Here is a 23,373-nt window from a genome sequence, read left to right as displayed (position 1 = left end):
TCCGGCATCTGTCAATGGCGCTGCCCAACATGGCGCTGCCCCGCATCCCGGCGCGTCCGGGGATTTTTTGGTATTGTCTTTGCGTGCACGTGAGCTTCATAGCCTACGATCTGTTCTGCGCGGCCACGGCGATGGCCGCGGCGCAGTTCGCCTCCACTTTGATGTTCTTCCGCAAGATGCGCCGCGAGTTCGCCTCCCCGGTCGCCCGGCACCACCCGTCGCTGGCGGTCCTGCTCCCCTGCAAGGGGGCCCCGGAGCGTTTCGAGAGCGACATCCGTTCCCTCCTGGATCAGGACTATCCGGGCGCGCTGGAATTCATCTTCGTCACCCCGTCAGAATCCGACCCGGCCTACGTCCGCCTCAAGTCGCTCCTGGCGCAGCGCAGCGGCGCCTCGGCCATCCTCCTGGCCTCCAACGCGCGGCCCACCCGCTCGAGCGGGTGGATCACGGACGTGTTCTACGCCCTGGACCGGGCGAGGCCCCAGGCCGAGGTCCTGTTGTTCGCGGTCACGGACCAGCAGGTCACTACGAGTTGGGCGCGCGAGATGGTCGCCCCCCTGGCTGACCCCGCGGTCGTGCTGGCCACCAGCACCTTCCTTTACGTGCCGGAGCGCAAGGGGCTGTGGAACCTGCTGCGCATGGCCTGGATGGGCTACGGGATACCGTACTTCATCCTCATGGACGGCGTGGACGGGGCGTCCTTGGCCATGCGCCGGAAGGATTTCGAGGAGTTGGGGGTGCGCGGGATCTGGGAGGGGACCATCACCAACGACCTGGCCCTCGCCGCGAAGGCCCGCGGCTGGGGACGGCAGATCCGGTTCGTCACCCGCGCCATGACGGTATGCCGGGAATCGTTCGATTTCCGCCAGCTCTACGACAACCTCAGCAGATGGGTGCTCTATTTCCGCGTCTACGACCTGCGCTTCTGGGGCCTGGGCGCCGTCCAGCTCCTGGTCAAGCTCTGGATCCTGACCTGGGCCGTCAGGCAGCGGGCCTGGCCGCTGGCGGCCTACGCCCTGCTCGCGGACGCCCTCAACCTCTACTTCGTGTTCCGGACCTTCCGCAGGTTCCTGCCCGAGCGCTTCACCGGGATAAATCCCGCCTACCGGCGGTTCCCGCTGCTGGCCGCGCTCTACTCACCTTTGGTCCTGGCTCTTTACGTCCTGACCTACCTCCGCTCGGCCTGCAGCAGCGACATCCACTGGGGAGGCGTCCACTACCGCATCCACGGCCCTCGAGAGGTCGAGGTGGTCACGGACGCGCAGGCCTGCGGCGCCTCCCGCGTCCGGCGGCTGGGACGCGCGGGCCTCGTGGTGCTGGCCGGCTGCGCGCTAGGCGCGGGCTGTTGGCCGGGACCGTGGGGGGCGCTATCCTGGTTCGTTTTTGTCCCTTTGCTGTGGGCCATCCGGGATGAGACCCCGGGCCGGAGCTTCCTCTGGGGCTGGCTGTTCGGCGGCGCCTGGTTCGCCGCCGGCGTGCCCTGGTTGCTGGGGGTCACGCAGCGCTGGCTCAACATACCCATGCCGGAGCCGGCGTTCTGGTTCGCCGCGATGTGCGCCTATCACGGGCTCATCTTCGCCCTGGCCTGCGGGGCGGCCCGCTGGCTGGGGCAAGCCTGGCAGCGGCGCCGCGCCATCGACCCGGCGGCGGCCACAGCCGCGGCCTTCATCCCAGCCGTGGTGGCGGCCGAGGGCCTCGTCCCCATGCTCTTCCCCGCGCAGTTGGCCAACACCCAGTTCTTCCATCTGCCCTCCGTGCAGATCGTGTCGGTGCTCGGCATGGCCGGGCTGGCTTGGCTCATCGCGGCTTTCAACGCGGCGGTCTTCCTCTGTCTCGAGTCTTGGGGCCGGGCCCCGGCCTTGTTCCGGCGGCGCCTGGCTTTGGCCGCAGGCGCGGCCGCGCTGCTCGCGGCCAACGAAGCCTGGGGGCGGCGCCGCATGCGCCAGATCGACGCGCAGACGGCCGTCCGGATCGCGCAAGGCCGCGCCCTGCGCGTGGGCATGGTCCAAGGCCCGCTCTCTTATGAGCACGACAACCTCTACCCCCTGCCCCTGGCCGAGATCGCCGCGCAGAACCTGCCCGCCTACACCCGACTCAGCCGCCCGGCCGCGGGCTCCGGCGGACTGGACCTGCTCATCTGGCCGGGGAACATCTATCCTGGGCCGGTGGAGTACGGGCCGCAGGACGGATCCGAGCCGCGCCTGGAAGGCTCGCCCCTGGCCGACGCCCTGCGGGCGCGTATGCCCTTCCGCATCCCCCTGCTCTCCTGCGGGGTCGGCAGCGATCCGGGCGGCGAGCATACCATCTGCCTGCTCAACGGGGCCTCCCAGCGGCCGTTGGGCGCCGTGGAGAAAAGGACCCTGACCCCGTTCGCGGACTATATGCCCTGCGGAAGGTTCCTGCCGGTCCTGCGCCGGATAAGCCCCAACACCAGAGCCCTGGCTCGCGGCCGGCGGCAGAAGCTGCTCGAGCTGCCGGGCCGGGCCCGGCTCGGCGTGCTCATCTGCTATGAGGACTTCATGGCCGAGGACGCCAGGCGTTTCGTGCGGTTGGGCGCCGACCTCTTCGTGGACCGGGCCAGCGATGCCTGGGCTGACGACACCATGGTGCCCGGCCAGCATCTGCTCCTGGCCGCCATGCGCGCCGTGGAGAACGGACGCTATCTGCTGCGCGTCACCGACAGCGGCGTGAGCGCGGTGGTGGATCCCGCGGGCCGCATCCTCCAGAGCATCGCCCCGCGCCAGGAAGGCGTCATCGTGGCGACGGTGGCCTTGCTGGAGGAGAGGACTCCGTACATCGCCTTGGGGCGAGGGCTCTATCTCCTGGCCGTCTTGCTGCTGCTGGGCGCCGCCCTCCCGCTCCTTGTAGTAGAATACCGGGCGCAGGGACGTCCCAAGGAGGAACCATGCCCCACCCCGAAGCCGGCCGCTTGAGCCCGGAAGTCATCAACGTCCACCACTTCGCCCGGGAGTTCGACTCGCCCAGCGTCCCTCTCGAGCGGGTCAAATTCGGGACCTCCGGCCATCGCGGCCGGCTGGGCGGAGGCTTTTCCCGCCGCCACGCCGAAGCCATCGCCCAGGCCGTGGCCCGGCTCCACACGGAGCGGGGCATCAAGGGGCCCATCCTCCTCGGCGGCGACACCCGCCTGATGAGCGCCGAGACGGCCAAGATCTGCGCCGAGGTCCTCGCCGGCAACGGCTTCCCGGTGCGCCTGGCGGACATCCCCCTGCCCACGCCCGTCTTTTCGCTCGAGATCATCGCGGGCCGCGCCGCGGCTTCCCTCAACGGGACCGCCTCGCACAACCCGCCGCAGGACATGGGCCTCAAGTACAATCCCGCCAGCGGCGGCCCGGCTGGAGCGGAGTTCACTTCGGTCATCGAAAAGTACGCCAACGGATGCCTCGACGACCCCAAGGCCATCCGCCGCCTGTCCTTGGCCAAGGCCAAGGCCCAGGGCCTCCTCGAAGTCCCGGACCTCGTCGGCCCTTACCTCAAGAGGCTGGCCGAGGTCGTGGACCTGGATGTCATCAAGAGCTCCGGCCTGCGCATCGGCATCCACCCCCTCGGCGGGACCTCCATTCCTTATTATGAGGCGCTGCGCCGGGACCTGGGCTTGAAGAACCTGCGCGTGGTCGACAAGACCGTGGACCCCACCTTCGGCTTCATCCCGCGCGACCACGACGGCCAGATCCGCATGGACCCTTCCTCGGTCTATCCCATGAAGCCGCTCTTGGACCTGGCCCGGGCCGGCAAGTACGACTTCGTCGGCGCCTCGGACCCGGACGCGGACCGCTTCGGCGTCGCGACCAAGACTTCGGGACTGCTCACACCGAACCAAGCCCTTTGCGTCCTCACGGCCTACCTCCTCGACAACCGGCCCGCCTGGCCCTCCAGCCTCACCGTGGGCCGGACCATAGGGACCACGCATCTCTTGGACCGCATCGCGCAGGCCAAGGGCCGCAAGGCCGACGAGGTCAACGTGGGCTTCAAGTGGTACGTGGAGGGCATCCGGCAGGACCGCTACATCCTGGCCGGCGAGGAGAGCGCGGGCCTCTCCATCTACCGCTGGACCGCGGAGAAGGACGGCATCCTCGCCGTGCTCCTGCTGGCCGAGGTCATGGCGCGCACGGGCAAGGACCTCCTGGAGCTCTACCGGGACCTGACCAGCCGCTACGGCGACCCTGCCTACCGCCGCGTGGACGTGGCCATCTCCGAGGCTCAGCGCCAGAAGATCAAGTCCATGAACGCGGCTTCCTGCGCTTCCTTGAAGGAGCTGGCCGGCCAGAAGGTGACCGGCGTGCGCGATACCGACGGGGTCAAGATCTACCTGCAGGACTCCTGGCTGTTGGCCCGGCTCTCGGGCACCGAGCCCATCGCCAAGCTCTACGGCGAGAGCTTCCAGGGACCGGAGCACCTCCAGCGGCTGCTGAAGGAAGGGGGAGAGTTCTTCGGACTGCAGGTGAACTGACTGCGGGCCCCTGCCGGGAACCCGCGTTCGCAAGCCACAGGGAAGATGCTCGTGACAGGCCAGGCGGGAGGGTCGCGACGGGGCCGTTTCAGCGGCTGGGCCGTATGGGCGTTGCCCGGCCTGATCGCGGGATTCCTGTTGGCCGAACTCGGTCTTGCCGCGCTGGGAGTCCAGCCGCATTGGCGCTACTGCTCGCGCTGGGCGCTGGACGATCTGCAGTGCCGCTATAGACCCAAGCCGGGCTTATACCCTTCGGAGGTCTTCGGAGCTCCGGCGCGCGTCAGCGCGTACGGGACGCGGGGAGCCGAGCCCAGGAGGCCCCTGGTCCTGAGCCTGGGGGATTCCTGCACGTTCGGCGTGAGGCTCGCTGAATCGGAGACCTATCCGGCTTTGCTGTCGGCGCGCGGCCTGGAGACCATGAATGCCGGCGTGCCGGGACACAATTCCTTTTCCGGCCGGCGCTGGCTCCGGACATCCCGTCTGCTGGAGTTCCGGCCGCAGCTGGTCACGGTCTACTACGGGTGGAACGACCATTGGCGCGCCGCCGCCAGCGAGAAGACGTTCGCTGGCATCCGCCGCTGGGCGGTCCATTGGCGTTTGGCGAGCCTCCTGCTGAGGTTCCAAGCCAGCCTGTGGGATGCGGAGAGCCCGGTCTTCAAAAGGATGCGCTGGGCGGCGCAAGTGCCGCTGTCCCAGTTCAAGGATAACCTGCGCGGCATCATCGGCGATGCCCGGGACGCCGGCGCCCAGGTCGTGCTGATCACTGCGCCGGCCGAGCCGCGGCTCGCTCAGGCCGGCCAAGGCTGGTTCGCGAGCCACTCTCTGGGAGAGTTGGCGGATCATGAGAAATATGTGGGGGCCGTGCGCGAGGTGGCGGCGCAGACCGGCGTCGGCCTGGTGGATTTCGCGGCGGAGATGGAGACGCGCCGGGGGCAGGACCCCCGCCGCTTCTTCCTGGATGCCATGCACTTGAACGCCGCCGGCCACCGCGTGCTGGCCGATCTGCTCGCGCCTTGGGTGAGGCGTCATCATTCGCACGGGGGCCTTGAGCGGCCTGTTCCCGGACCGCCCTCTTGAAATCCGCGGATTCCGGGGGTATATAGGATAGGCGAGGCAACCCATGCCACCCCGAGCCTCCTTGGCGTACGCGCTCTGCCTGCTCCTCCTCAGCGCTCCTGGTCGCGCTTCGGACCCTGCCTCCACGCGGGCGGATCTGCGCGCCGTCTGGAACCGGCTATCCCCCGCCGTCGAAGATCTGCGCGCCGGGGGCTATGCCCAGAAAGACCATGCCGCGGCGGGCGCCGCGCTCGAATCCATATCAGAACTGCTGGCCTCGCCCAAGCCTGGCGAGAAGGACCTGCTGGAACTCCAGAAGGCCGCGGGCGAGGCCCTGCAGGCGGAGGCGCCTTTCTGGACCGGGCTCACTCCGGAGTGCAGGGCCGGCCGTGCGAAGGTCCCGGCACAGGCCGGCGCCATCTTCCGGCCGCGGCTGGAGGAGGTGGCCGCGCTCCTCGGCAGGATGTTCCCCGGGACGACGGTCGGCGGCGCTGTCCCCACGCAGGCGGTGCGGCCTCCGGCCGAGTTGAAGAAGGCCCAGGCCGTCGTTGACCCGCAGCGCTGGAACGCGGCCGTGGACGGCTCCCAGGGGCGCAGGTTCTGGGACCTGGATACGGCCGCGGGCCGCCTGAACGCGGGCGCGGTCTCTTCGACAGGCGGGAGCGGCGCCGCCTCGCCCAGGACCAGCCGGACGATGAAGGGCTTGAAGCTGCAGGATGTCCCTGCCTTCGGCGAATCTCCGGCTCCGCAGCCTGCAGAGGATGCTGAGAAGGACCGCTTGGCGGCGCCGTGCCGGCAGGCGCTCGGCGCGCACCCGCAGATCGCGGGGCTTTGCCGGGAGCATCCCACCTTGGCGCCGCTCATAGCCGGGGTCGTGGAGGCCTTCAAGGCCCAGTTCGGCACGATCCAAGGAATCGCGACGAACCTGATGTTCCTCGTGCTGGGACTGGTGATGTCGGCCCTCTCCGGCTTCGGACTGGTCGCCAAGGTCGCCGTGAGCCTCGCCTCCTTGGGCATGCTGGCCGCGACCTTGGGACCCTTGTTCAAGGAAGGCTGGGATGCCAGCCGGGCGTTGTTGCAGGCCGGGGTCGGGACCCTGCAGAAGTCGCAATCCCTCCTGCGGCTGGGCCAGGTGGGCGGCACGGTCCTGGTCTTGGCCCTCATGAGCGCCATCGGCTATGGCGTCGGCAAGACCAAGCCCGGCCGGGCGGCTATCGACTCCATGACCTCGGCGCTCTCGGCCCAGATGAGCAGGCTCGGAGTGGGCCGGGGCGCCGCGGCCTTGGACGCCAGCCTGCCCGCCTCCGTCAAGGGGCCGCTGGAGCGGGCCTTCGGGCCGGTGCCGGGGCAGGGCGAGCTCACCGGGACGCCGGCTTCCATCAACCCGGCGGAGAACCCCTCCAACAAGCTGGCCCTGCAGAGGCAGAACGATGCGGCCCAGCTCCTGGCCCAGAACGGCTATCGGGTGCACCAGAACGGCCTCAGCGCCGGGGCGGATTATCTCATCGACGGCGTCGGGCACGACTGCTACTCGCCCTTCACCGGGAAAGCCGCCAACATATGGACCACTCTGGAAGGCAAGGCCGCCCGGAACCAGGCGCACAGCTTCGTGCTCAACCTCGACGGCTCCTCCGTGGAGCTCGGCGCCTTGCAGGCGCAGGCTCTGCAGCACCCCATCCCAAATCTGGGCGACATCCTGGTGGTGCGGACGGGGACTGTGACTCCGCTGGTCAAGGCCGGGAAAGTCGTCCCTTTGCCGGTCGCGGCCAAATAGATGTCGATAGAGTACGAGCTGCATTTCGCCGACCCGCGTCCCGCCGAGGGCCTGCTCGCCGCCGCCAAGATCGGGGAGGTGCGCGGATTGACGCTCCATCCCGGCCGCCCGCAGCCGCCTCGCGTCCATGCCATCCGCGAGGCCTACGGCTTCATCTCGCAGGCCGACCTGGTGGTGCGCCTGGACCTGTCGGTCTACAACGCCGACGACGGCTACGCCGGCAATTTCAATCTCATCCGGGTGCTCATGGCTTTGTTGAAGGTGGCGCAGGGCGACATGGTCGTGCTTTTCAATTGGGAGCTCCCGATCTTGATGCGGCGGGGCGGCCAGGTCATCCTGGAGACCGACCGCGGCTGGTGGAAGAGCCCGGCGCTGCGCGGGCTCGTGGATGTCCCCTATATAGAGGAAAGCCTGCCGTCCCTCTGAATCACGCTCCGCCGGCCGGGAAAATGGCGCTGGCGAAGGAGACGAAGCCTCCGGCCGGGTCGTCAGCCTGGCCGTAGGCCAGCAGCTTCCCAGCTCCGGGCGCGTCGCCGGCCAGGGCCTGGAGCAGGCGCAGCGCCGTGTAGAGCGCGGAGAGGCCGCAGACTTTGCGCTTGTTGCCGTCTTTGACCACCGAGAGATAGAAGTCGTCGGCCTTCAGGCGAAGGGCGTGCTCCAGACTGGCGCGGTCATCCTTTTCGACCAGCTTCTTCGCCTCAGGTGTAACGTCCTCCTGGTCTCCGAAACGCGGTCCCACATGGGAGAGGTCCACTCCGGCCAGGACCATGATTCGCTCGCCCTTGAGGGCGCGGCGGCGCAGGGCGGCGCCCATCTTCCTCAAGGCGCCTTCCACCGTCTCGACCTGGGAGGGAGGCTGCTCGGCCGCGAAGCGCTCGAAGGAGGAGACCAGGATGGGCACCCAGGGCGGGGTCTTCTCCCGCCAGAGATAGCGCAGCCACACGGCCTGGAGCTCCAGCGAGTGCTCGTTGCGGTGGACCCACTCGTCGTCGCGCGGGTCGTACCACAAGGCCGAGCGGATCTCATCATAGAGCCCCTGGTGCAGGGCGACGTCTCCGTAGGGGGTCGCGAAGGCTTTGGGCGTCATCACCCAGGGAGAATTGGGAGACATGTGCGCCACTCCCAGGGCCACGACCGCGTCGGGAGGCCGGGTCTCGGAGAGCGCTTGGTAGGACCAGGCGTAGGCCGGGCCGCCGCGCTCGAAGTCGATGTGCGGCGCGATCAAGCCCAGCGGCGCCGGCTCGGCCGGCTCGGCCGCGGGCTCTTTCCCCGGACCCTTGGGGTCCTTGAAGAAGCCGCCCAGAATCTTGGACAAAGCGAGCGCCTCGTCCGGATAAGTCCGCCCCGCCGAGCTGGCCTTGCGCACCGGCGAGTCGCGGAACTCCTGGAGGACCTTGCGGCGCAGAGCCTGGGTCTGCGGCGTCTCCAGAAGCAGGCTCTTCTCCAGGTCCTGGGCGAGCCCGAGGACCTCCTCGGTCTTGAGCAGATGCCGGGTGTTCTTGGCGAAGACCGCGGCCACTTCGGCGGCCGAGCGCTTGCCGTCGAAGCAGGCGGCCAGGGCCAGGCCCGCGGGCGAGAGCGCCACCGCCTGCGCCGCGATGCCCTCCAGGTCCTGGAGCAGGAACAGCGGCTGGCCCTTCTCTTCGACGGGGACGGCCTCCAGGGCTTGGCGAAGAGGGGGAATGGGCTGGCCGACGGCCAAAATGGGCATGCGGCCATTCTACTTAAAAGGTGAGTCCTTGGTCCCGGAAATCCCTGGGCCTCATGCCGAGGGCCTCTTGCCCCAAGGACTCACTACGCGCGCCGGGCGGTTGCGATAGAATTGGCTTACCATGAAGAACATCAGCAAGCTACCCGCCGTCCTCATCTCTCTGGTCCTGACCCTGACCTCCGTCCCCCTGCCGGTCTTCTCGGCCGTGGCGGTGCAGACTCAGGTCACCCAGAGCGCCGTGCCTGGAGGGATCACCGGCCTTCCCGTCAACGCCGCTTCCCAGAATCTCGGCAACGGTTCCCTCCTGACCCCGGCCTCCCGTCTCAGCCTCAGCGGGGCTTTGGCCTTGCCGCAGACCCCGATCGTCGCGGCTCCCGGCGCGCAGGCCGCCATGACCTTCGCCGCTCCCGAGGCGGCCGCCCCCGCGGCCCCCGTCGCGGCCGTGGTCGAGGGCCCCGGCGCTTCCGTCGTGGCCGCCGGTCCGGTCTTAGCGGCTCCGGCCCAGGCCCCGCAGGCCCAGTTGGCTGCCCTTTCCGCCGAGGCTTCCGCCGACCCCGTCGCGGCCCCCGTCCAGCGTAAGAGCCTCATCGGACGCCTGGCCTCGGCCATCGCCGCCAAGCTCAACCTCGGACGGGTCTTCGACAATTCCAAGCCCGCCGCGCCCGGCGCGGTCGCGAGCATCCTGCCGCAGAAGACCAACCTGCCGCAGGGCATGGTCCTCGACGAAGCCCCCTCGGCGCCGGACACCAGCAAGGGCAAGGGCGTCTCCATCGAGAACTTCGACCTGCCCGGCGTGCTCTCCACCGGCGCGGACATCTTCAGCTCCGGCCCCACCATCCTGAAGGCCGACCCGACCAATGAGGCGGACGTGGAGCGCGCCCTGCGCGCCATGGTGGACGCCGATCCGGTCAAGTACGGGATCTCCAGCTCGCAGCTGGCCACCATCCATGTGCGCCGCATCGCGGGAGTCGGCCATCAAGCCGACACCATCTACGCCTACTTCCAGCAGCAGCAGGGCGGCATCGTGATGCACGGCACCGGCCTGAGCTTCACCATGAAGGTGATCCAGAACCGGCCCGTGGTCATGGCTGCCATGGCCAAGCTCTACCCCAAGACTTCCGTGGACACCACCCCGCGCTTCCCGGACGACCAGTTGAAGGACAAGGCCCTGGAGCGCTTGGGCGTCTACACCCAGATGTACGGCCTGGAGGCCACCTTCCTGGAGAAGAAGATCGTCTACGTCAAGGGCGCCTGGCACGCGGCCAATATCTACCTCATCGAGAACGGCCCAGGGCCGATCATGCTGGCCGTTGACGTGGTCTCGGGCGAGGCCTTCGCCTGGGACCCGCGCGCGGGCGCGGACGCGCAGGGAGTGGCCGGCACGGTCACCGGCAAGGCCGTGGACCATGGCCCGATCCTGCCCACCGCTGAGCTCAAGGAGATCGCCTTGAGCAATCTGAAGGTCCAGATCGGCGGAAAGACCTACGTGACCGACAAGGACGGCGGCTTCAAGACCGACTCGCCGCTCCAGGTCGGGCCGGAGGGCCTGACCTTGACCGCGAAGCTGTCCGGCCCCTACGTGGACCTGCAGGACAGCTCCGGCAAGACCATGTCCGTCAACGTCACGGTCAAGCCCGGCGACACCGGCCTGAAGGTCGTCTTCAACCCAAACTCGACCTTGAACGACGAGAACGCGTTGGCCCAGATCAGCGCCTTCCAGAAAGTTAACCTGGCCTACGACTTCCTCAAGACGCACAAGGTCACCAACGACAAGATGGATAGCAAGCCCATCGTCGTGCGCACCAACGTCGATGATGAATGCAACGCCTATTACACGCCGGGCCGCCCGAGCTTGAATTTCTTCAAGTCGAGCGAGAACTGCGTGAACTCGGCCTACGACACCGTCGCCGACCACGAGTACGGCCACTACTGGGACGACATGACCGGCGGCATCGTCAACGGCGGTCTTTCCGAGGGCTGGGGCGACATCGTCTCCATGTTCCTCCTGAACAACCCGATCATCGGCGAGCACTTCCTCAAGCAGCCGCGGCCGGGACCGGACGGCAAGCCCGTCGACTACATCCGCCACGGCGACAACACCTACCAGTACAGCGACAACGATGAGGTCCACGACCAGGGTCAGGCCTGGCAGGGCTTCGCCTGGAAGCTGCGCAAGGCCTTCATGGCCAAGATGGGAGACGCGGCCGGAGCGGCTCTGGCCGAGGCGCTGATCCTCCCGACCATGTTCGCCAAGGCCTCCAACATCCCGGCCGCCATGGCCCAGGTGCTGCTCTCCGACATGGACGCCAACGGCAACATGCCTCATGAGGCCGATATCCGCGCCGTGGCCAATATCCACGGCATCACGCTGCCCCAGAACCCGGGAACGGTCGTCACTCTCGCCCGGCGCTTCACCAGCTGGGTGCTCAGTCTCGTGTCCTGAGGTTCCCGCCGTCCGCGCAACCGCCGCCCAGACGCTCAGGCGTCTGGGCGGCGCGTTTTGGTAGAATAGCGGCCGATGCCTGATTCCTGGCTGGGCCGCGTCTTCGCCTGGGCCGTCGTGGGAGCCGCGGCCGCGGGCGTGGGCGCCTTCCTCTACGCCGCCATCGTCCGGGCCAAGGACTGGAGCCATCCGGCCGCGGCCCGCGGCGCGGGGGTCGGCACCCTGGGGCTCATCATCGCGGGGCTCGGCGCTGTCTTGCACAGCGGCCTGGCCGAGGCCGCCGGCGGGTTGGTGGTTTTGGTCGGACTCGTCTGGGCGGCGTCGGGACTGGGGGACTGAGCATGCAGTACGATGAGAAGGACCTCTACAAGGAGGATCTTGATGAGGACCGGCCGGCTCCGCGGCAGCGCCATCCGGTGCTCTTGCTCCTGTGCGGCCTGCTCCTCGCCGCGGTCTGGGGCGCTTGGACGCTGCATCGGATGGCCGTGGACCGCCGGGCCGCCGCCGCGGCCGCCAGGGCGGCGGCGGCGGCCGACGTTGCGGCGGCCGCAAAGGCTGCGGGCCCGGGAGGCGCGGCCGCAGCTGCGGCCGCGACCGCCCCTGTCCCCGATCCCGAGGCGCAGCCCGCGCCCGTCCCGCCCGCCGCAGGCCCTGGGAAGCGGAGATTCTACGGTGTGGTGTACGACCTTGCCAACAAGAAGCCCTTGGCCGCAGCGCAGGTGATCTTGGCGCTCGGTCCCCCTGGGGCCACGGGCGTGGCTGCGACATGCCCGACCGACTTGAACGGGCATTACACCTGCGACCTTTCCGAGGCGGCGGACCAGGTCTCGGTCTCCGTCTCGACCGAGGGGTACCAGGGGCAGTTCGAGGACCTCATCCCGCCGCTGCGCGCCCGCTCCGAGTCCCAGCGCCGCGCCGTGCTGGCGCAGAGGGACGATTATCTCGAGCCCGCGCGGGTCCTGTTCGCGGTCAGCCAAGAGGTCGTCCTGTTGGACCTCGTCGTGGTGCCCAAGGATTGGCTGCCCCCGGCGCCGAAGCCTTAGCCTAGGCGCCGGAGCGCCCGACCAAGCCCCGGCGGCCTCTGAGCCCGAGCGCCGCTTGGGCGAGCCAGGACAGGGCCAGGAAGGCGCAGGCGACGCAGACCACCACCGGGCCCAAGGGCAAGTCGTAGGAGTAGGAGACGTCGAAGCCGGCGAGCGCGCTGGCGCCGCCGCACAGAGAGGCCAGGACCGAGAAGGACGTCATGCCCCGAGCCCAGGGCAGGGCCGCCATGGGCGGGACCACCAAGAAGCCGAAGATGACCAGCGGTCCCACGGTCATCACTCCCAGCGATACGGTCAGGCCCACGATCAGATATAGGAGCATGTCCCAGACCAGCACGTTGCGGCCCAAGGTCACCGCCATGTCCCGGTCGTATGAGACGAGCAGGAATTCCCTCTGGAAGAGGAACATGCAGGCCGCGATCAGACCGAAGATGTCGAGCATGGCGTGGAAGTCGCTCTCCGAGATGGCCACGATCTCGCCCTTGAGCAGGCCCAGCATCTCCGTCTCGCCGGCCGCGTTCCAGGCCACGAACAGGATGGAGGCGGCCCAGGCCAGGGCGTAGAGAGAGCCGATGCGGCCTTCGGAGACGCCCTTGCCGCGCCGCTCCAGGAAGGCCAGGAACAGGATGCTCAAGCCCGTGAAGAGCAGCGACGCGACGATGGCGAGGTGCTTCTCCTGGGTCTCGGAGCCGGCGAGGATGGATAGGCCCAGACCCTGCAGCATGAAGGAGAAGGCGATGCCGGCGGCCGAGACCTGGGGCAAAGCCACGCCCCAGAAGACCAGACGCCGCAGCAGGAAGTAGACTCCCACCAAGGGGCAGACGAAGCCCATCGCCACGCTGCCATAGAGGGCGTGGTGGAGGAGGAAGTCCGGCTTGAGCATGGCCACGAGCTGGCTCATAGCTCGCCCCGGAACATCTCGCTGAGCTTGCCGCCGTGGGCGAGCATCTCCTCCGTCGTGCCCATCACGGCCTGGCCTTCATCGCACCAGATGATGTGGGTGAACAGCCCCTTCTCGGCCTGGACGCGGTGGCTGACCATCAGGATGGTCAGCCCGCGCTGCTCCTTGAGCGACTGGAGGAGCTTGAGCAGGGCTTTCTGGGTCGTGATGTCGATGCCGGCCAAAGGCTCATCCAGGGCCAGGACCTCGGGCTCGGCCGCCAGGGCGCGGGCGATGAGGACCCGCTGTTTCTGTCCGCCTGAGAGGTCGCTGTAGGCCTTGCCGGCCAGGCCCGCCGCCCCGCAGTCGGCCAGGCAGCGTTGGATGAGCTGCCGGTGGTCGCGGCCGCGCAGCTTGGCGAAGAGCTCCAAGCGGCGATAGGCTCCCAGCGCCGCCACGTCGTAGGCGGAGAGGGGGTAGATGGGGTCCAGCCGTTCCTTCTGAGGGACGTAGCCGAAGCGCGGCGCGGCCAGGCCGAGCCCATGGGAAACGGGATGCCCTTTCATGCAGGGGATCAAGCCCAGGATGGTCTTGAGCAAGGTGGTCTTGCCCGAGCCGTTGTGGCCCAGAATCCCGACGCAGGCCTGAGCCGGGATCTCCAGATCGACGCCGGTCAGGACCGGGACCCTGCCGTAGCCGAGGCTCGCGTGCTTGAAGCGGATCAGCGGCTCCTTCATCAAGCCAAGATTATCCAAAATAACGTAGACTCTCAGCTATGGCCGCCACCTGGCTTTGGGCGATCACGAGCCTGGTCCTCGTGAGCCTGCTCTCGCTGATGGGCGTATTCACGCTTTCCCTGCAAGAGGAGCGGCTCCGGGAGATCCTCTTCCTCCTGGTGAGCTTCGCGGTAGGCGCCCTCTTCGGCGACGCCTTCATCCATATCCTGCCCGAGGCCTTCAAGACCTTGGGTCCGGGACCGGCGACCGGTTTCTGGGTGCTCCTGGGCATCCTGATCTTCTTCATCGGGGAGAAGTTCATCCGCTGGGGACAGGGCAGCGCTTTCGCGAAGCCCGCGCGGGTCAAGCCCCTGGTCCCGCTCATCCTCATCGTGGACGGCGCGCACAACTTCATCGACGGCATGCTCATCGGCGCCAGCTACGGGGTGAGCATCCCGATAGGGATCACGACGACCTTGGCGGTCGTCTTCCACGAGGTGCCCCACGAGATCGGGGATTTCGCCATCCTCGTGCACGGCGGACTGAGCGTGCGGCGGGCCCTGCTGTGCAACTTCCTCTCGGCCTTGACCGCCATCCTCGGCGGCGTCGTCGCTTTGCTCCTGGGGCCCGTGCTGCAGGGCTTCTCGGACGTGATCCTGCCCATCACGGCCGGGGGCTTCATCTATATCGCGGGGTCGGACCTGGTCCCCGAGCTGCAGGAGAAGGTGAGCCTGTCCTCGGCCTTCTGGCACTCTTTGCTCATCGCCGCCGGCGTGGGCTTCATGGCCCTGCTCCTGCTGGTGGGCTGATCGGGTCTTGCCCCGATGCGGGTCCCCCTGCCGGGAAGCCGGATAAGCCTGAGCGTGCGGCCTTCCTTCTGGGTCATCGTCGCCGTTTTCGGCTGGTACGCCGGCCATGGGAGCGCCGACGTCGCCCTCCTCTGGATGCTGGCCATCGCGTCGTCGGTCTTCGCGCACGAGGCGGGGCACGCCCTGACCATACTGGCTTTCGGCTCGGGAGCGGACATCGAACTGCACGGCTTCGGCGGCACCACCCGGGCGAGGCAGGGAGAGGCCTTCAAGACCTGGCAGAGATGCTCGATCCAGGCCAGCGGCTGCATCACGGGCCTGGCCCTGGCCTGGCTCGCCTCCAAAGCGGCCGGGGCCCATGCGGGGCTTCAGCTCACGCGCTCTCCCCGCGTTCTGTTCTTGTTGCTCGCGCTGGCGAGGGTCAACCTCTATTTCAGCCTGTTCAATCTCCTGCCGGTGCAGCCGATGGACGGCGGCATGCTGGTCCGGACCATGCTGCAGGCGGGCCTGGGCTTGCGGGGGCTGAGGATCTCGCACGCCGTCGGCTTGGCGGCCGCGGTCCTGATGGCGGCGGGCTTCTGGCTCCTGGGAAGCAGCACCAACGCGCTGATCGCGGCCGTGTTCGCGGCGGGCGCGTACCGGAGCTGGAGGCAGTCCTTGACCTTGACCTCCCAGGACGAGGACCCGGGCTTGCAGCGGGATTTTGAGGCGGCCCAGGAGCTTTGGGCCGGCGGCAAGGGAGAGGAGGCCGTGCGCCGCTTGATCGAGCTGCGCCAGCGCGCCCAGGCCGGCTTCATCTACCGGGCCGCGACCGAGCAATTGGGGCGCTGGCTCTACGAGGACAAGCGCTACGGCGCGGCCTACCCGCTGCTCAAGAGCCTGGGAGACGAGCTTTCTTTCCCAAGCCGCCTGGCCCTGCAGGACCTGGCCTTCCGGACCCGCGCATACGGGGAATCCATCAAGCTGGGCAAGCGCAACTTCCTGGAGCAGCCGGACCCCGGCATCGCACGCGATGTCGCTTGCGCCTATGCGGCGAGCGGCGACGCCGGCCCAGCCGTGCGGTGGCTCAAGACCGCGGTGCGCAACGGGCTTGCGGACCCGGCCCAGGAGCTCCGCTCCCGCGACTTCGACGAGATCCGGGACGATCCGGATTTCCAGGAGTTCGAGCGCTCGCTATCGGAGCGGACCTAGCCGGGCTTGCGGGAGGGCCGGAGCTTCTCGAGCTCGCGCTTGAGCCCGGCGATCTCGGCCAGGCGCATCGCCTCCTGGCGGGCCGAGGTCTCGGTCCATTCGCTCCGGATGTTCTCGTTGACCGCGCGCTGGCGGTTGAGCTCGACCTCCAGCCCCCCGACTTGCGCGAGGAGCGCGGCGCGCTCCTGGGCCCAAGGGACCTTCTCGGCCGCGGCGATCTTCGCCGCCGCGACCTTGGCCTCCTCCTGGGCGCGGTGGCGCGCGGCCTCCAGGGCGTGTATGCGCTGGATGAAGCCGTTGCGGAAGTTCTCCTCTTCTTTGAGCTGGCTGCGCAGGGCTTCGACATCCGGGACGGGTTCCGCAGCCAGGCGGCGCTCCAGCTCGGCCAAGCGCGCCCTCAAAGAGGGGACCTCGTCGGCCGGCTGCGGCCGAGCCTGTAGCGCCGCCAGTTCGGCCTCCTGCTGCTTGACCAGGGCGCGAGCCTCGGCCAGGAGGCCGCCCAGGTGCTCGAGTTCGGCCACGGCCGCGGGCTCGACTTGCGCCAGGCGCTGGTCCAAGGCGGCGCGCTCGGCCTCCTTGTGCAGGGCCGACGCCTCGGCTTCCTGCAGGCGGCGCGCCAGACCTTCGCTGTCGGCCCTCAGTCGGAGCAGTGCCGCCTGCGCCTCCTGCAGCCTCTGATTCAGCTCCAGGACTTCGGGGCCGGTCTGCGGCGCGGCCGCGGGCTCCGGCGCCTCGGCGCGGAGCTCCTCCGCCTCCAGGCGCCGCAACAGGGACTCGCGTTCGGCCTTGGCATCATGGACCTGCCTGCGCAGGCCCGCCAGTTCGCCTTCGCGCTTCTGGAGCAGCCGCTCCTGCTCGATGACCCGGTCGGCCAACTCCTGCGCCTGCGCCGCCTGCGGCGACGACTCGCTGCGGACCTTCATCTTGAAGAGGACCGCGGCCGCCTCGGCGTTCTCGCGCTCCATGTCTTCCATCCTCAACTGGGCCGAGGCCAAAGAGTCGCCGGTCGATTTCAAGGCGTCCTTGATCTCGCTGAGCCGCATGGCCTGGCTCTGCAGGGCCCTGAGCACGAATTCGCGCAGTTGGGAGACGGCGAGCCCGAGCACGGCGCGCCCCGCCTCAGGAGTCTTGGCCGCGGCTAGACCTGAAGAGGCCTCCGCCAGGAGGGATTCCTCCAAGCGGTAGTACTCCATCATCAGCTCGGCGTAAAGGTCGCTAGTTGCCGGCATGAGACACCTGCGCGGCGAGGCGCGGCCGCGCTGTCCGAAAGTCTATATAGTATGGCCCCGGCGCCTCAAGTCCCGGTCAAATGTGTCCGGGAGCGTCGCAGATACAGGCTGATCCGTTGATGCAAAAGCTCCGCTTTCATCCTGTTGGCCCGGTCATTGAAATGGATCTGGTCTATGGGGTCGTCTCTGAATGCGACGATGCCCTGCTGGTACGCGTTGAAGTCGGGGGTAAGGTCGATGGACTCTATGCCGGCTTCAGCAAGGAAGGACTTGGTCGACTCATATTCCCTTCGTTCATACCCGGAGTAAGTGCCCAATGGCTTGAGATACGGGAAGATGACAGCCAGAACATGGCCGTTCGTCTTATTCCTGATCTCGCGCAGTTTCCGTACCGCCGGCTCATGGGACCGTGCCAGCGCTTGGTCCAGCGAGCGTGCGAAGAAAAAGCGGGAGAAGATCAGCCGGTACGCATACGAATGCTCGAACAGATAGCGATTATAGGAGATGGTCAACGTCCGGTTGCCGTCTTTCCAGCTGCCTTTAAGGAAATAGCTCTTGACCTTGCCGGTGCCTTTGTCAGCGAGGATGGTGTGCACGACATCCGCGCTTTCCACATCGTTGAGGCAGAGCGCCAAGAGCACAAGGTCGGGCTTCAGCGTTGCGACATTGCGCAACGCGTAGGCGTGATACTGGTACAGGCCCCAGCCCCTGACAGCGCAGTTCATGACTTCATAGCTGCCGTGCCGGTTCAGCAGAGCCTCGAGGTACTTGGTCCATCTGCCGTATTCGGTGATGGAATCGCCGAGCACCATGAGCCTGAATACGCCGCGTTTCTTGACGATGGAGCGCTCCCGGTCGTGCATGCCCAGCGTATTGACGCCGTCCTGCGCGTTCGGTATGAGCTCATAGCCGTACCGGTCCGAATAACGGCACATCCTGCAGGTCCCTGCATCGAGATAGATGTTGCCTGCGGTCAGGGAATCCACGCGCGTCCTGAAGAAAGCGCGCAGCCCGAGTTCCATGAGCGCCAGGCCCGCGAGGGTGCCCGCGACTATCAGCGCTGTTTCCCGGAAATAGGTCCTCATGTGTTCGCGCTTGGGAACGGATCAGAGTCTTAGGGCCTTGTTGGATCTTGGTTCGACGGAGGCTTCGATCTCCTCGGCGGCTTTGCAGCTTCGGGAAGCTTCGCGTTTGATGTTCCACCCTTGGTGTGTGAAGCCATGGGGACGAAAATCCTTCTCGAAACCCCGCTCTGCCGCGCTTTGCAGGGAAACGGATTTCTCCCGCAGCGCCGCGGCGGCCTTGAGGAGCTCGGGCGCGTCTTCAGGCTTGAGGTCCTTTGCCTCTCGGGCCAAGGCCTGGACCTCTTGCCGATGGCGGCGGATCTGGCGCGCCAACTGCCAAAGGTCGTCGTCGAGTTGGCCGCCCTTGAATCCCGCTTTCCAGGAGCGCCGGCCCAGCTCTTCCAGACGCGGGACGAAGCTCTCAGCCGCCACGGCCAGGCTGCGGGCCCGCGCGGCCGGACCAACGGCTGCGGCCTGGGGCTGCTGGGCGAAAGAGCCCAGCGCGCATAGCCCCAGGACCGCGGCCAGCAGTCCGCTCACGAGCCCTTGCCCCCCAGCGTTCCCAGGAGCGCTTTGAGATTGTGTTCCGAGAGCTTCTCGAAGGTGTCGACCCCTGGAAAGGAGTTGGCCATGGTGCCGATGACCGCGATCTTGGCCCCGGTCTTCTCGGCCAGCCACTCGCAGGTCTTGGCATCGTACTGCTGTTCCCGAACGATGAGCTTTATTCTCTGCTCCTTCATCTCCTTGACCAGAGCCTCCAGGTGCGTGGGCGTAGGCGCCACTCCCGGCTTGAGCTCCAAGGTGTCGACGAAGTCGATGCCCGTGAAGCGACCGAGATAGCACACGTCCTTGTGGAAAGAGACCGCCTTGAGGCCCTTGAGGGGAGCGGCCAGCTTCTTCCACTCCGCGATCCTCGGCTCCAACTCCGCCAGGTAGGCTTTGAGGTTCTTCCGGTAGTCGTCTGCGTGTTCCGGGTCGATGCGCGAGAGCCCGGCCGCGATATTCTTGGCGATGAGCACCCCGTCCTCGGGGTCCGCATTGTAGTGCGGATTGCCCTGCGGGTGGATCTCGCCTTCGGCCCGGCTCAAGCTCGTCGGCTTCTCCATCACGGTCAGGCCCTCGGAGCAATCGATGCAGCCCTCCCCGATGCAGCCCTGGCTGACCGGGTCCTGGCGCATCTTGGGATTGCGCGCCACGTCGAGCAGGCCGGGCAGGAAGGCGTGCTCGACCGAGAGGCCCAGATACACGACCGCATCCGCCTTGTTGAGCTTGGTCACGAAGCTCGGCTTCATCACCACTTGGTGGATGTCCTCCGTGCCTCTGGCCAGGCCGTCGACCTTGACCAGGTCCGCGCCGACGCGCTGCGTGATATCGACGAGATCCGGGATGGTCGCGACGATGCGCAACTGGTGGGCGGCATAGCTCCTAGAAGAAGATGCCGCCCAGATCAGGACCGTCAACAGCGCCAGCGATTTGATTTTCATGGGGTTCTCCATAGATTCAAAGTTCATGGTCTAGCGGTCGCGGAAGCCGTGCACGTGGTGTCCCATGATGCCGGTCCACTGCAAAGAGACGATGTCGGCGCCCCGCGTCCCGGGAACGTTGTCCATCTGGTGCGAATACACGACCCGCAGGCGCTGGAACTCGGAGACGTCGCAGCTCAGGAAGCCTGAGTAGGTCCGGGTGATCTTGCGGGCCTGGTCGAGGTCCTCGGTCAGGTCCACCAGCACGCCCGGGTGCAGGCGCGGGCCCAGCTTGAACTGGACGTAAGAGAGGCCCGAATAGGCGCGGACCCGGTCCGTGGGCAGGTTGAAGGGAGCGTTGCCGTTGGCGGGGTCGGGGGCGGTGTTGAAGCGCATCTCGGTGTTCTGCATCACTTCCGTGCCCCAGACCGCTCCCCGGTACATGCCGCCTTGGGCGGGGTGGTAGCGGTAGGTGAGGTCCACCCCGTTGAGCGTGCGCCAGGTGTTCCTGCGCGTGTTGATGAGGCCCGTGGAGTCGGTGACCCAGCGCTTCGGGGTCCAGGCCGAGTCCACGCCCAGCTCGACGGAGTGGTCGTCGCCGAGGTCGTGATAGCTGTTCAGGTGGCCCAGGTAGGTGAAGTTCTCGAGCGAACGCGCCACCGCGTTGTCGGCGCGGGCGTTGTCCGCGCCCAGCTTGTTGTACATGCCGGCCGTGGCGTTAATGTATATGTCCGTGGGGAAGAGGTATGAGACCTCCACGCCGTCGGCCTGGGTCTCTCCGCCTATGAAGGTGTCCAGGGATTTCGGCCGGTCGGTCACGGGCAACTCGTGGTCGTGGAAATGAGCCAGGCGGCCAAAGGAGGCGAAGAGCCGGCCTCCCGTGACCGTCAGGTTGTAAGGCAGCGAGGTGGTCTGCAAGGCGGCCTCCTCCACGTCCACGCCGCTTTGGGAGCCGGTGATGACGCCCCAGCCTTTGAGGAACGGATCGACGGGCGCCTCGATGCCGACTTCCGCGGCGCGGAACAGGAAGTTCGACCTGTCGTTGGGGCCGTGGGTGTAGGCAAGGTCGATGGCCAAGCCCATGGCCGGATTGAAGGCCGAGATGGAGGTCTTGGCCGGGGCGCCTTCGATCTTTCCGAGCCGTTGCTCCAGGTCGTTGACCCGCTGCAGCAAAGTGCTCGGGGCCCCGGAACTGGCTTCGTTTTGCGCCGCTGCCGAAAGGGGCAGCAGCAGGAGTATGGAAAACAATGTGTATCGCATGTGATACCTCTCAGTTTGTGATCACCGAAGGTCTCCCGTAAACAGGGAGAGAACCGCCTGGACTGCGGGCTTGGGGAAGGTCAGGATGCCGGCGGGCCCCGCGCGGGAGATTCGCGATGGCAAGACGCCCGAGGCTTGGCCACGGATTCCTGGGGCAGCGGCTCGCTGAACTGGGCCGGGACGGGGGCGGCCACCGCGGTCGGTGCCTGCCGGACGCTCTGCGCTCCGAGCACGCAGAGCTGGCAGTCGTCGCGGACCGCGCCCTGGTGGCTATGGAAGGACTGCGCCCCGATCAAGGCGAGGAAGCCGAAGGCGGCGATGCCCAGGACCAGCCGTTTCATGTAGGGATACTATAACTTTCGATAGTCAAAAATCCCTCAAACTAGCCCGCGGCCAAGAAGGTCGTGGAAGCAAAGCGGCGGAATTGGGGAGATCAATCTGACATTCACAAATGCAATCGCCAAACTCTCGCTCCCAGCCCTCTTCGCGACCCACGCCTGGGCGCAGCCCGCCCAAAATAATGGAGATTAGTGCAGTCGCCCCCTCGCCACAAGCGCGATAGCCCTCTCAGGATTCAGCGAGCCCGGCCCGCATCCTGGATAAGCCTGGCTACCTTCGCATGCCCGTGCTTCTGAGCCAAAGCCAGCGCGTCCCTGCCGTGGCCGTCCTTCACGCCAAGGTCGGTGTGCGCCTCGATCAGCAGCCTAGCCACTCCCGCCGACCCCGTCACCGCCGCCCGCATCAAGGCCGTCCAGCCGCCCCCACCCTGCTGGGCGTTCACATCCGCGCCGGAGCGCATCAGCAGCCGCGCCACCTCGACCCGGTCGTCGTTGGCCGCCGACATCAAAGCCGTCGTGCCCTTCGGCGGCCCCTTCGCATTCACGTCGGCCCCGGCCTTGATGAGCGCTTCCATCTGAGCCAGCCCCGCCCGCTCGAACAGGACCGCGCACAACAGCGCGGTCAGACCCGACTCGGCCTGCGCGTTCACCTCGGCGCCCTTCTTGATCAGCGCCGCAGACACCGCCGCCCGCCCCCTGATGCCGGCATACATCAAGGCAGTCATCCCCTGCTTGGTCCTGGCGTTGACGTCCGCGCCCGAGTCGAGCAGGGCCAGGGCCGCCCTGTCATGGCCTCCATAGACCGCTGACATCAGCGGGGTCATGTCGCCCTGTTCCACCCCTGCCCGGGCAGGCATGGCCCCCAGGGCCGCCAGCGTCAAGGTCACAAAGACGTTCTTCATCCACAGCCCCGCGCGCCTAATAGTAACCCCGCATAGGCCGCAAATCAAGGGCCGCGGCTGGAGTCCGTTCCGACGGCGGTTTGCTATCATAGCGTACGCCCCATAGCCCCCACGACTTCCTGCCCCTGTTCATCTCCCTATTTGCGGGGATGTTCGCCGCGTCCTTCCTGCCCCTGCTCTGGAGAGTCAAGAAGGACCGGGCCCGGCTCCTGGCCGTGCCCGTCCTCGTGCTCGTCTTCTATCTCATCAGCGCTCCGTTCGTCGCCCACGGCGACTACGGGGTCCTGTCCTGCACCATATTCCTCTTCGGCCTGTTCGTCATGCCCTTGTTCTTCGAGGAGATCCTTCCCGTCCTGACCCCCTATCACATCCTGTCCTTCACCATCCTCTTCTGGTACGTCTTCGCCGTCAGCCACATGGACATCCATCACCTCGAGTCGCCGGCGCCGCCCATCGATCGGACCTGGTTCGCGGTCTGCCTGGCCGGCTCCACGCTGGTCTTCTTCAGGCCCGCGGCAGGCAGCCGCCTGCAGGCCATCCACAGGCTGGCCCTCGTCGCCTGGTACCTCGGCATGGTCGCCTACATCGGCATCTCGCAGTTCGACTTCGGAGACCTCGATTTCCTGGACGGGGTCAACATGCGCCCGGGCCCGCTGCCCAGCCTTCCCGCCGTCTTCTTGACCGGCATGGGCAGCATGATCCTGCTGAGCAACTTCGCGCTCATCGAGATGTTCGTGTACATGGTCACGCATCGGGAGCGCAGCCTCATGGATGCGATGTCGCGCAAGTACCATGCGCTGGCCTTGCGGCTCGGAAAGACCACGGTGTTCCTCGGCGTCCAGCTGGCCGTGTCCATCCTCAACAGCCGCTGGACCGTGGTGCCGCACTCCATCTACGTCAACGGCTGCATCCTGGCCTTCCCGCCGCTCATCGCTTGGCTGCTGTCCAGAGGCGGAGATGTGAAAGGTGCCAAACAGGGTTGTTTCGCCTGCGCCCCACCTGTTGTAGAATGATCATTGAGGCGTC

The 23,373-nt window shown here is 67.3% G+C and carries 21 protein-coding genes; 11 read left to right on the top strand and 10 right to left on the bottom strand.

Annotation, left to right across the window (positions count from 1 at the left end; translation table 11 throughout):
• The first annotated feature begins 14 nt into the window (after positions 1-14).
• From lnt to NTY77_13190, 5 genes are read left to right on the top strand one after another with little or no spacing between them, the layout of a single operon-like run.
• Positions 15-2,933, top strand: coding sequence for an apolipoprotein N-acyltransferase (gene lnt / locus NTY77_13210; protein ID MCX5796445.1), 2,919 nt, complete (start codon positions 15-17; stop codon positions 2,931-2,933).
• Positions 2,906-4,468, top strand: coding sequence for a phosphoglucomutase (locus tag NTY77_13205; protein MCX5796444.1), 1,563 nt, complete (start codon positions 2,906-2,908; stop codon positions 4,466-4,468). The genes lnt and NTY77_13205 overlap by 28 nt, the downstream gene beginning before the upstream one ends.
• A gap of 45 nt (positions 4,469-4,513) precedes the next feature.
• The gene (locus NTY77_13200; GenBank protein ID MCX5796443.1) at positions 4,514-5,545 is read left to right on the top strand and encodes a GDSL-type esterase/lipase family protein; all 1,032 of its coding nucleotides are present in this window, start codon (positions 4,514-4,516) and stop codon (positions 5,543-5,545) included.
• 43 nt (positions 5,546-5,588) lie between these two features.
• A complete protein-coding gene (locus NTY77_13195) occupies positions 5,589-7,298 on the top strand; it encodes a hypothetical protein (protein MCX5796442.1) in 1,710 nt (569 codons plus the stop codon).
• Positions 7,299-7,724 (top strand): SitI3 family protein, encoded by a 426-nt coding sequence (locus tag NTY77_13190; GenBank protein ID MCX5796441.1) that lies wholly within the window; start codon positions 7,299-7,301, stop codon positions 7,722-7,724. It abuts the gene before it with no gap.
• Between the two features lies 1 nt (position 7,725).
• On the opposite strand, the gene amrB is transcribed toward NTY77_13190, so the two are convergent.
• Positions 7,726-9,009 carry an AmmeMemoRadiSam system protein B gene (gene amrB / locus NTY77_13185; protein ID MCX5796440.1) on the bottom strand — a complete coding sequence of 428 codons (1,284 nt, stop codon included), beginning with the start codon at positions 9,007-9,009 and terminating at the stop codon, positions 7,726-7,728.
• A gap of 121 nt (positions 9,010-9,130) precedes the next feature.
• Between amrB and NTY77_13180 the strand changes: the two genes are divergently transcribed.
• From NTY77_13180 to NTY77_13170, 3 genes are all read left to right on the top strand, one after another.
• Positions 9,131-11,452: a hypothetical protein gene (locus NTY77_13180; protein MCX5796439.1), complete on the top strand. Its 2,322-nt coding sequence runs from the start codon at positions 9,131-9,133 to the stop codon at positions 11,450-11,452.
• Between the two features lie 75 nt (positions 11,453-11,527).
• The gene (locus NTY77_13175) at positions 11,528-11,791 is read left to right on the top strand and encodes a hypothetical protein (protein ID MCX5796438.1); all 264 of its coding nucleotides are present in this window, start codon (positions 11,528-11,530) and stop codon (positions 11,789-11,791) included.
• A 2-nt stretch (positions 11,792-11,793) separates the two neighbouring features.
• Complete coding sequence (locus tag NTY77_13170) at positions 11,794-12,495, top strand: carboxypeptidase-like regulatory domain-containing protein (GenBank protein MCX5796437.1); 702 nt, start codon at positions 11,794-11,796, stop codon at positions 12,493-12,495.
• A gap of 1 nt (position 12,496) precedes the next feature.
• Here the strand turns inward: NTY77_13170 and NTY77_13165 are convergent, their stop codons facing one another.
• Both NTY77_13165 and NTY77_13160 read right to left on the bottom strand, forming a co-directional pair.
• Positions 12,497-13,396 carry a metal ABC transporter permease gene (locus NTY77_13165; GenBank protein MCX5796436.1) on the bottom strand — a complete coding sequence of 300 codons (900 nt, stop codon included), beginning with the start codon at positions 13,394-13,396 and terminating at the stop codon, positions 12,497-12,499.
• The gene (locus NTY77_13160) at positions 13,393-14,112 is read right to left on the bottom strand and encodes a metal ABC transporter ATP-binding protein (protein ID MCX5796435.1); all 720 of its coding nucleotides are present in this window, start codon (positions 14,110-14,112) and stop codon (positions 13,393-13,395) included. The genes NTY77_13165 and NTY77_13160 overlap by 4 nt, the downstream gene beginning before the upstream one ends.
• A gap of 38 nt (positions 14,113-14,150) precedes the next feature.
• Here NTY77_13160 and NTY77_13155 point away from each other — a divergent pair, with 38 nt between their 5' ends.
• Together NTY77_13155 and NTY77_13150 are read left to right on the top strand one after the other, a co-directional pair.
• The gene (locus tag NTY77_13155) at positions 14,151-14,900 is read left to right on the top strand and encodes a ZIP family metal transporter (GenBank protein ID MCX5796434.1); all 750 of its coding nucleotides are present in this window, start codon (positions 14,151-14,153) and stop codon (positions 14,898-14,900) included.
• 15 nt (positions 14,901-14,915) lie between these two features.
• Entirely contained in the window at positions 14,916-16,091 is a 1,176-nt protein-coding gene (locus NTY77_13150) for a hypothetical protein (protein MCX5796433.1), read from the top strand.
• On the opposite strand, the gene NTY77_13145 is transcribed toward NTY77_13150, so the two are convergent.
• From NTY77_13145 to NTY77_13115, 7 genes are all read right to left on the bottom strand, one after another.
• Positions 16,088-17,320 (bottom strand): hypothetical protein, encoded by a 1,233-nt coding sequence (locus NTY77_13145; GenBank protein MCX5796432.1) that lies wholly within the window; start codon positions 17,318-17,320, stop codon positions 16,088-16,090. The genes NTY77_13150 and NTY77_13145 overlap by 4 nt on opposite strands.
• A 65-nt stretch (positions 17,321-17,385) precedes the next feature.
• Entirely contained in the window at positions 17,386-18,405 is a 1,020-nt protein-coding gene (locus NTY77_13140; GenBank protein ID MCX5796431.1) for an SGNH/GDSL hydrolase family protein, read from the bottom strand.
• 21 nt (positions 18,406-18,426) lie between these two features.
• On the bottom strand, positions 18,427-18,924 hold the full coding sequence (locus NTY77_13135; GenBank protein MCX5796430.1) for a hypothetical protein: 498 nt from the start codon (positions 18,922-18,924) through the stop codon (positions 18,427-18,429).
• Positions 18,921-19,868 (bottom strand): metal ABC transporter substrate-binding protein, encoded by a 948-nt coding sequence (locus tag NTY77_13130; GenBank protein ID MCX5796429.1) that lies wholly within the window; start codon positions 19,866-19,868, stop codon positions 18,921-18,923. The genes NTY77_13135 and NTY77_13130 overlap by 4 nt, the downstream gene beginning before the upstream one ends.
• 30 nt (positions 19,869-19,898) lie before the next feature.
• Positions 19,899-21,107 (bottom strand): hypothetical protein, encoded by a 1,209-nt coding sequence (locus tag NTY77_13125; protein MCX5796428.1) that lies wholly within the window; start codon positions 21,105-21,107, stop codon positions 19,899-19,901.
• A gap of 80 nt (positions 21,108-21,187) precedes the next feature.
• Entirely contained in the window at positions 21,188-21,448 is a 261-nt protein-coding gene (locus tag NTY77_13120; protein ID MCX5796427.1) for a hypothetical protein, read from the bottom strand.
• Between the two features lie 233 nt (positions 21,449-21,681).
• Positions 21,682-22,347 carry an ankyrin repeat domain-containing protein gene (locus NTY77_13115; protein ID MCX5796426.1) on the bottom strand — a complete coding sequence of 222 codons (666 nt, stop codon included), beginning with the start codon at positions 22,345-22,347 and terminating at the stop codon, positions 21,682-21,684.
• Between the two features lie 149 nt (positions 22,348-22,496).
• Here NTY77_13115 and NTY77_13110 point away from each other — a divergent pair, with 149 nt between their 5' ends.
• Positions 22,497-23,360 carry a hypothetical protein gene (locus NTY77_13110; protein MCX5796425.1) on the top strand — a complete coding sequence of 288 codons (864 nt, stop codon included), beginning with the start codon at positions 22,497-22,499 and terminating at the stop codon, positions 23,358-23,360.
• Positions 23,361-23,373 lie beyond the last annotated feature (13 nt).

The sequence above is a fragment of the Elusimicrobiota bacterium genome, assembly GCA_026388095.1.
Classification (GTDB): Bacteria; Elusimicrobiota; Elusimicrobia; order UBA1565; family UBA9628; genus UBA9628.
The sequence above is the reverse complement of the archived record's forward strand: the minus strand, read 5'-3'. Positions and strand labels throughout refer to the sequence as shown.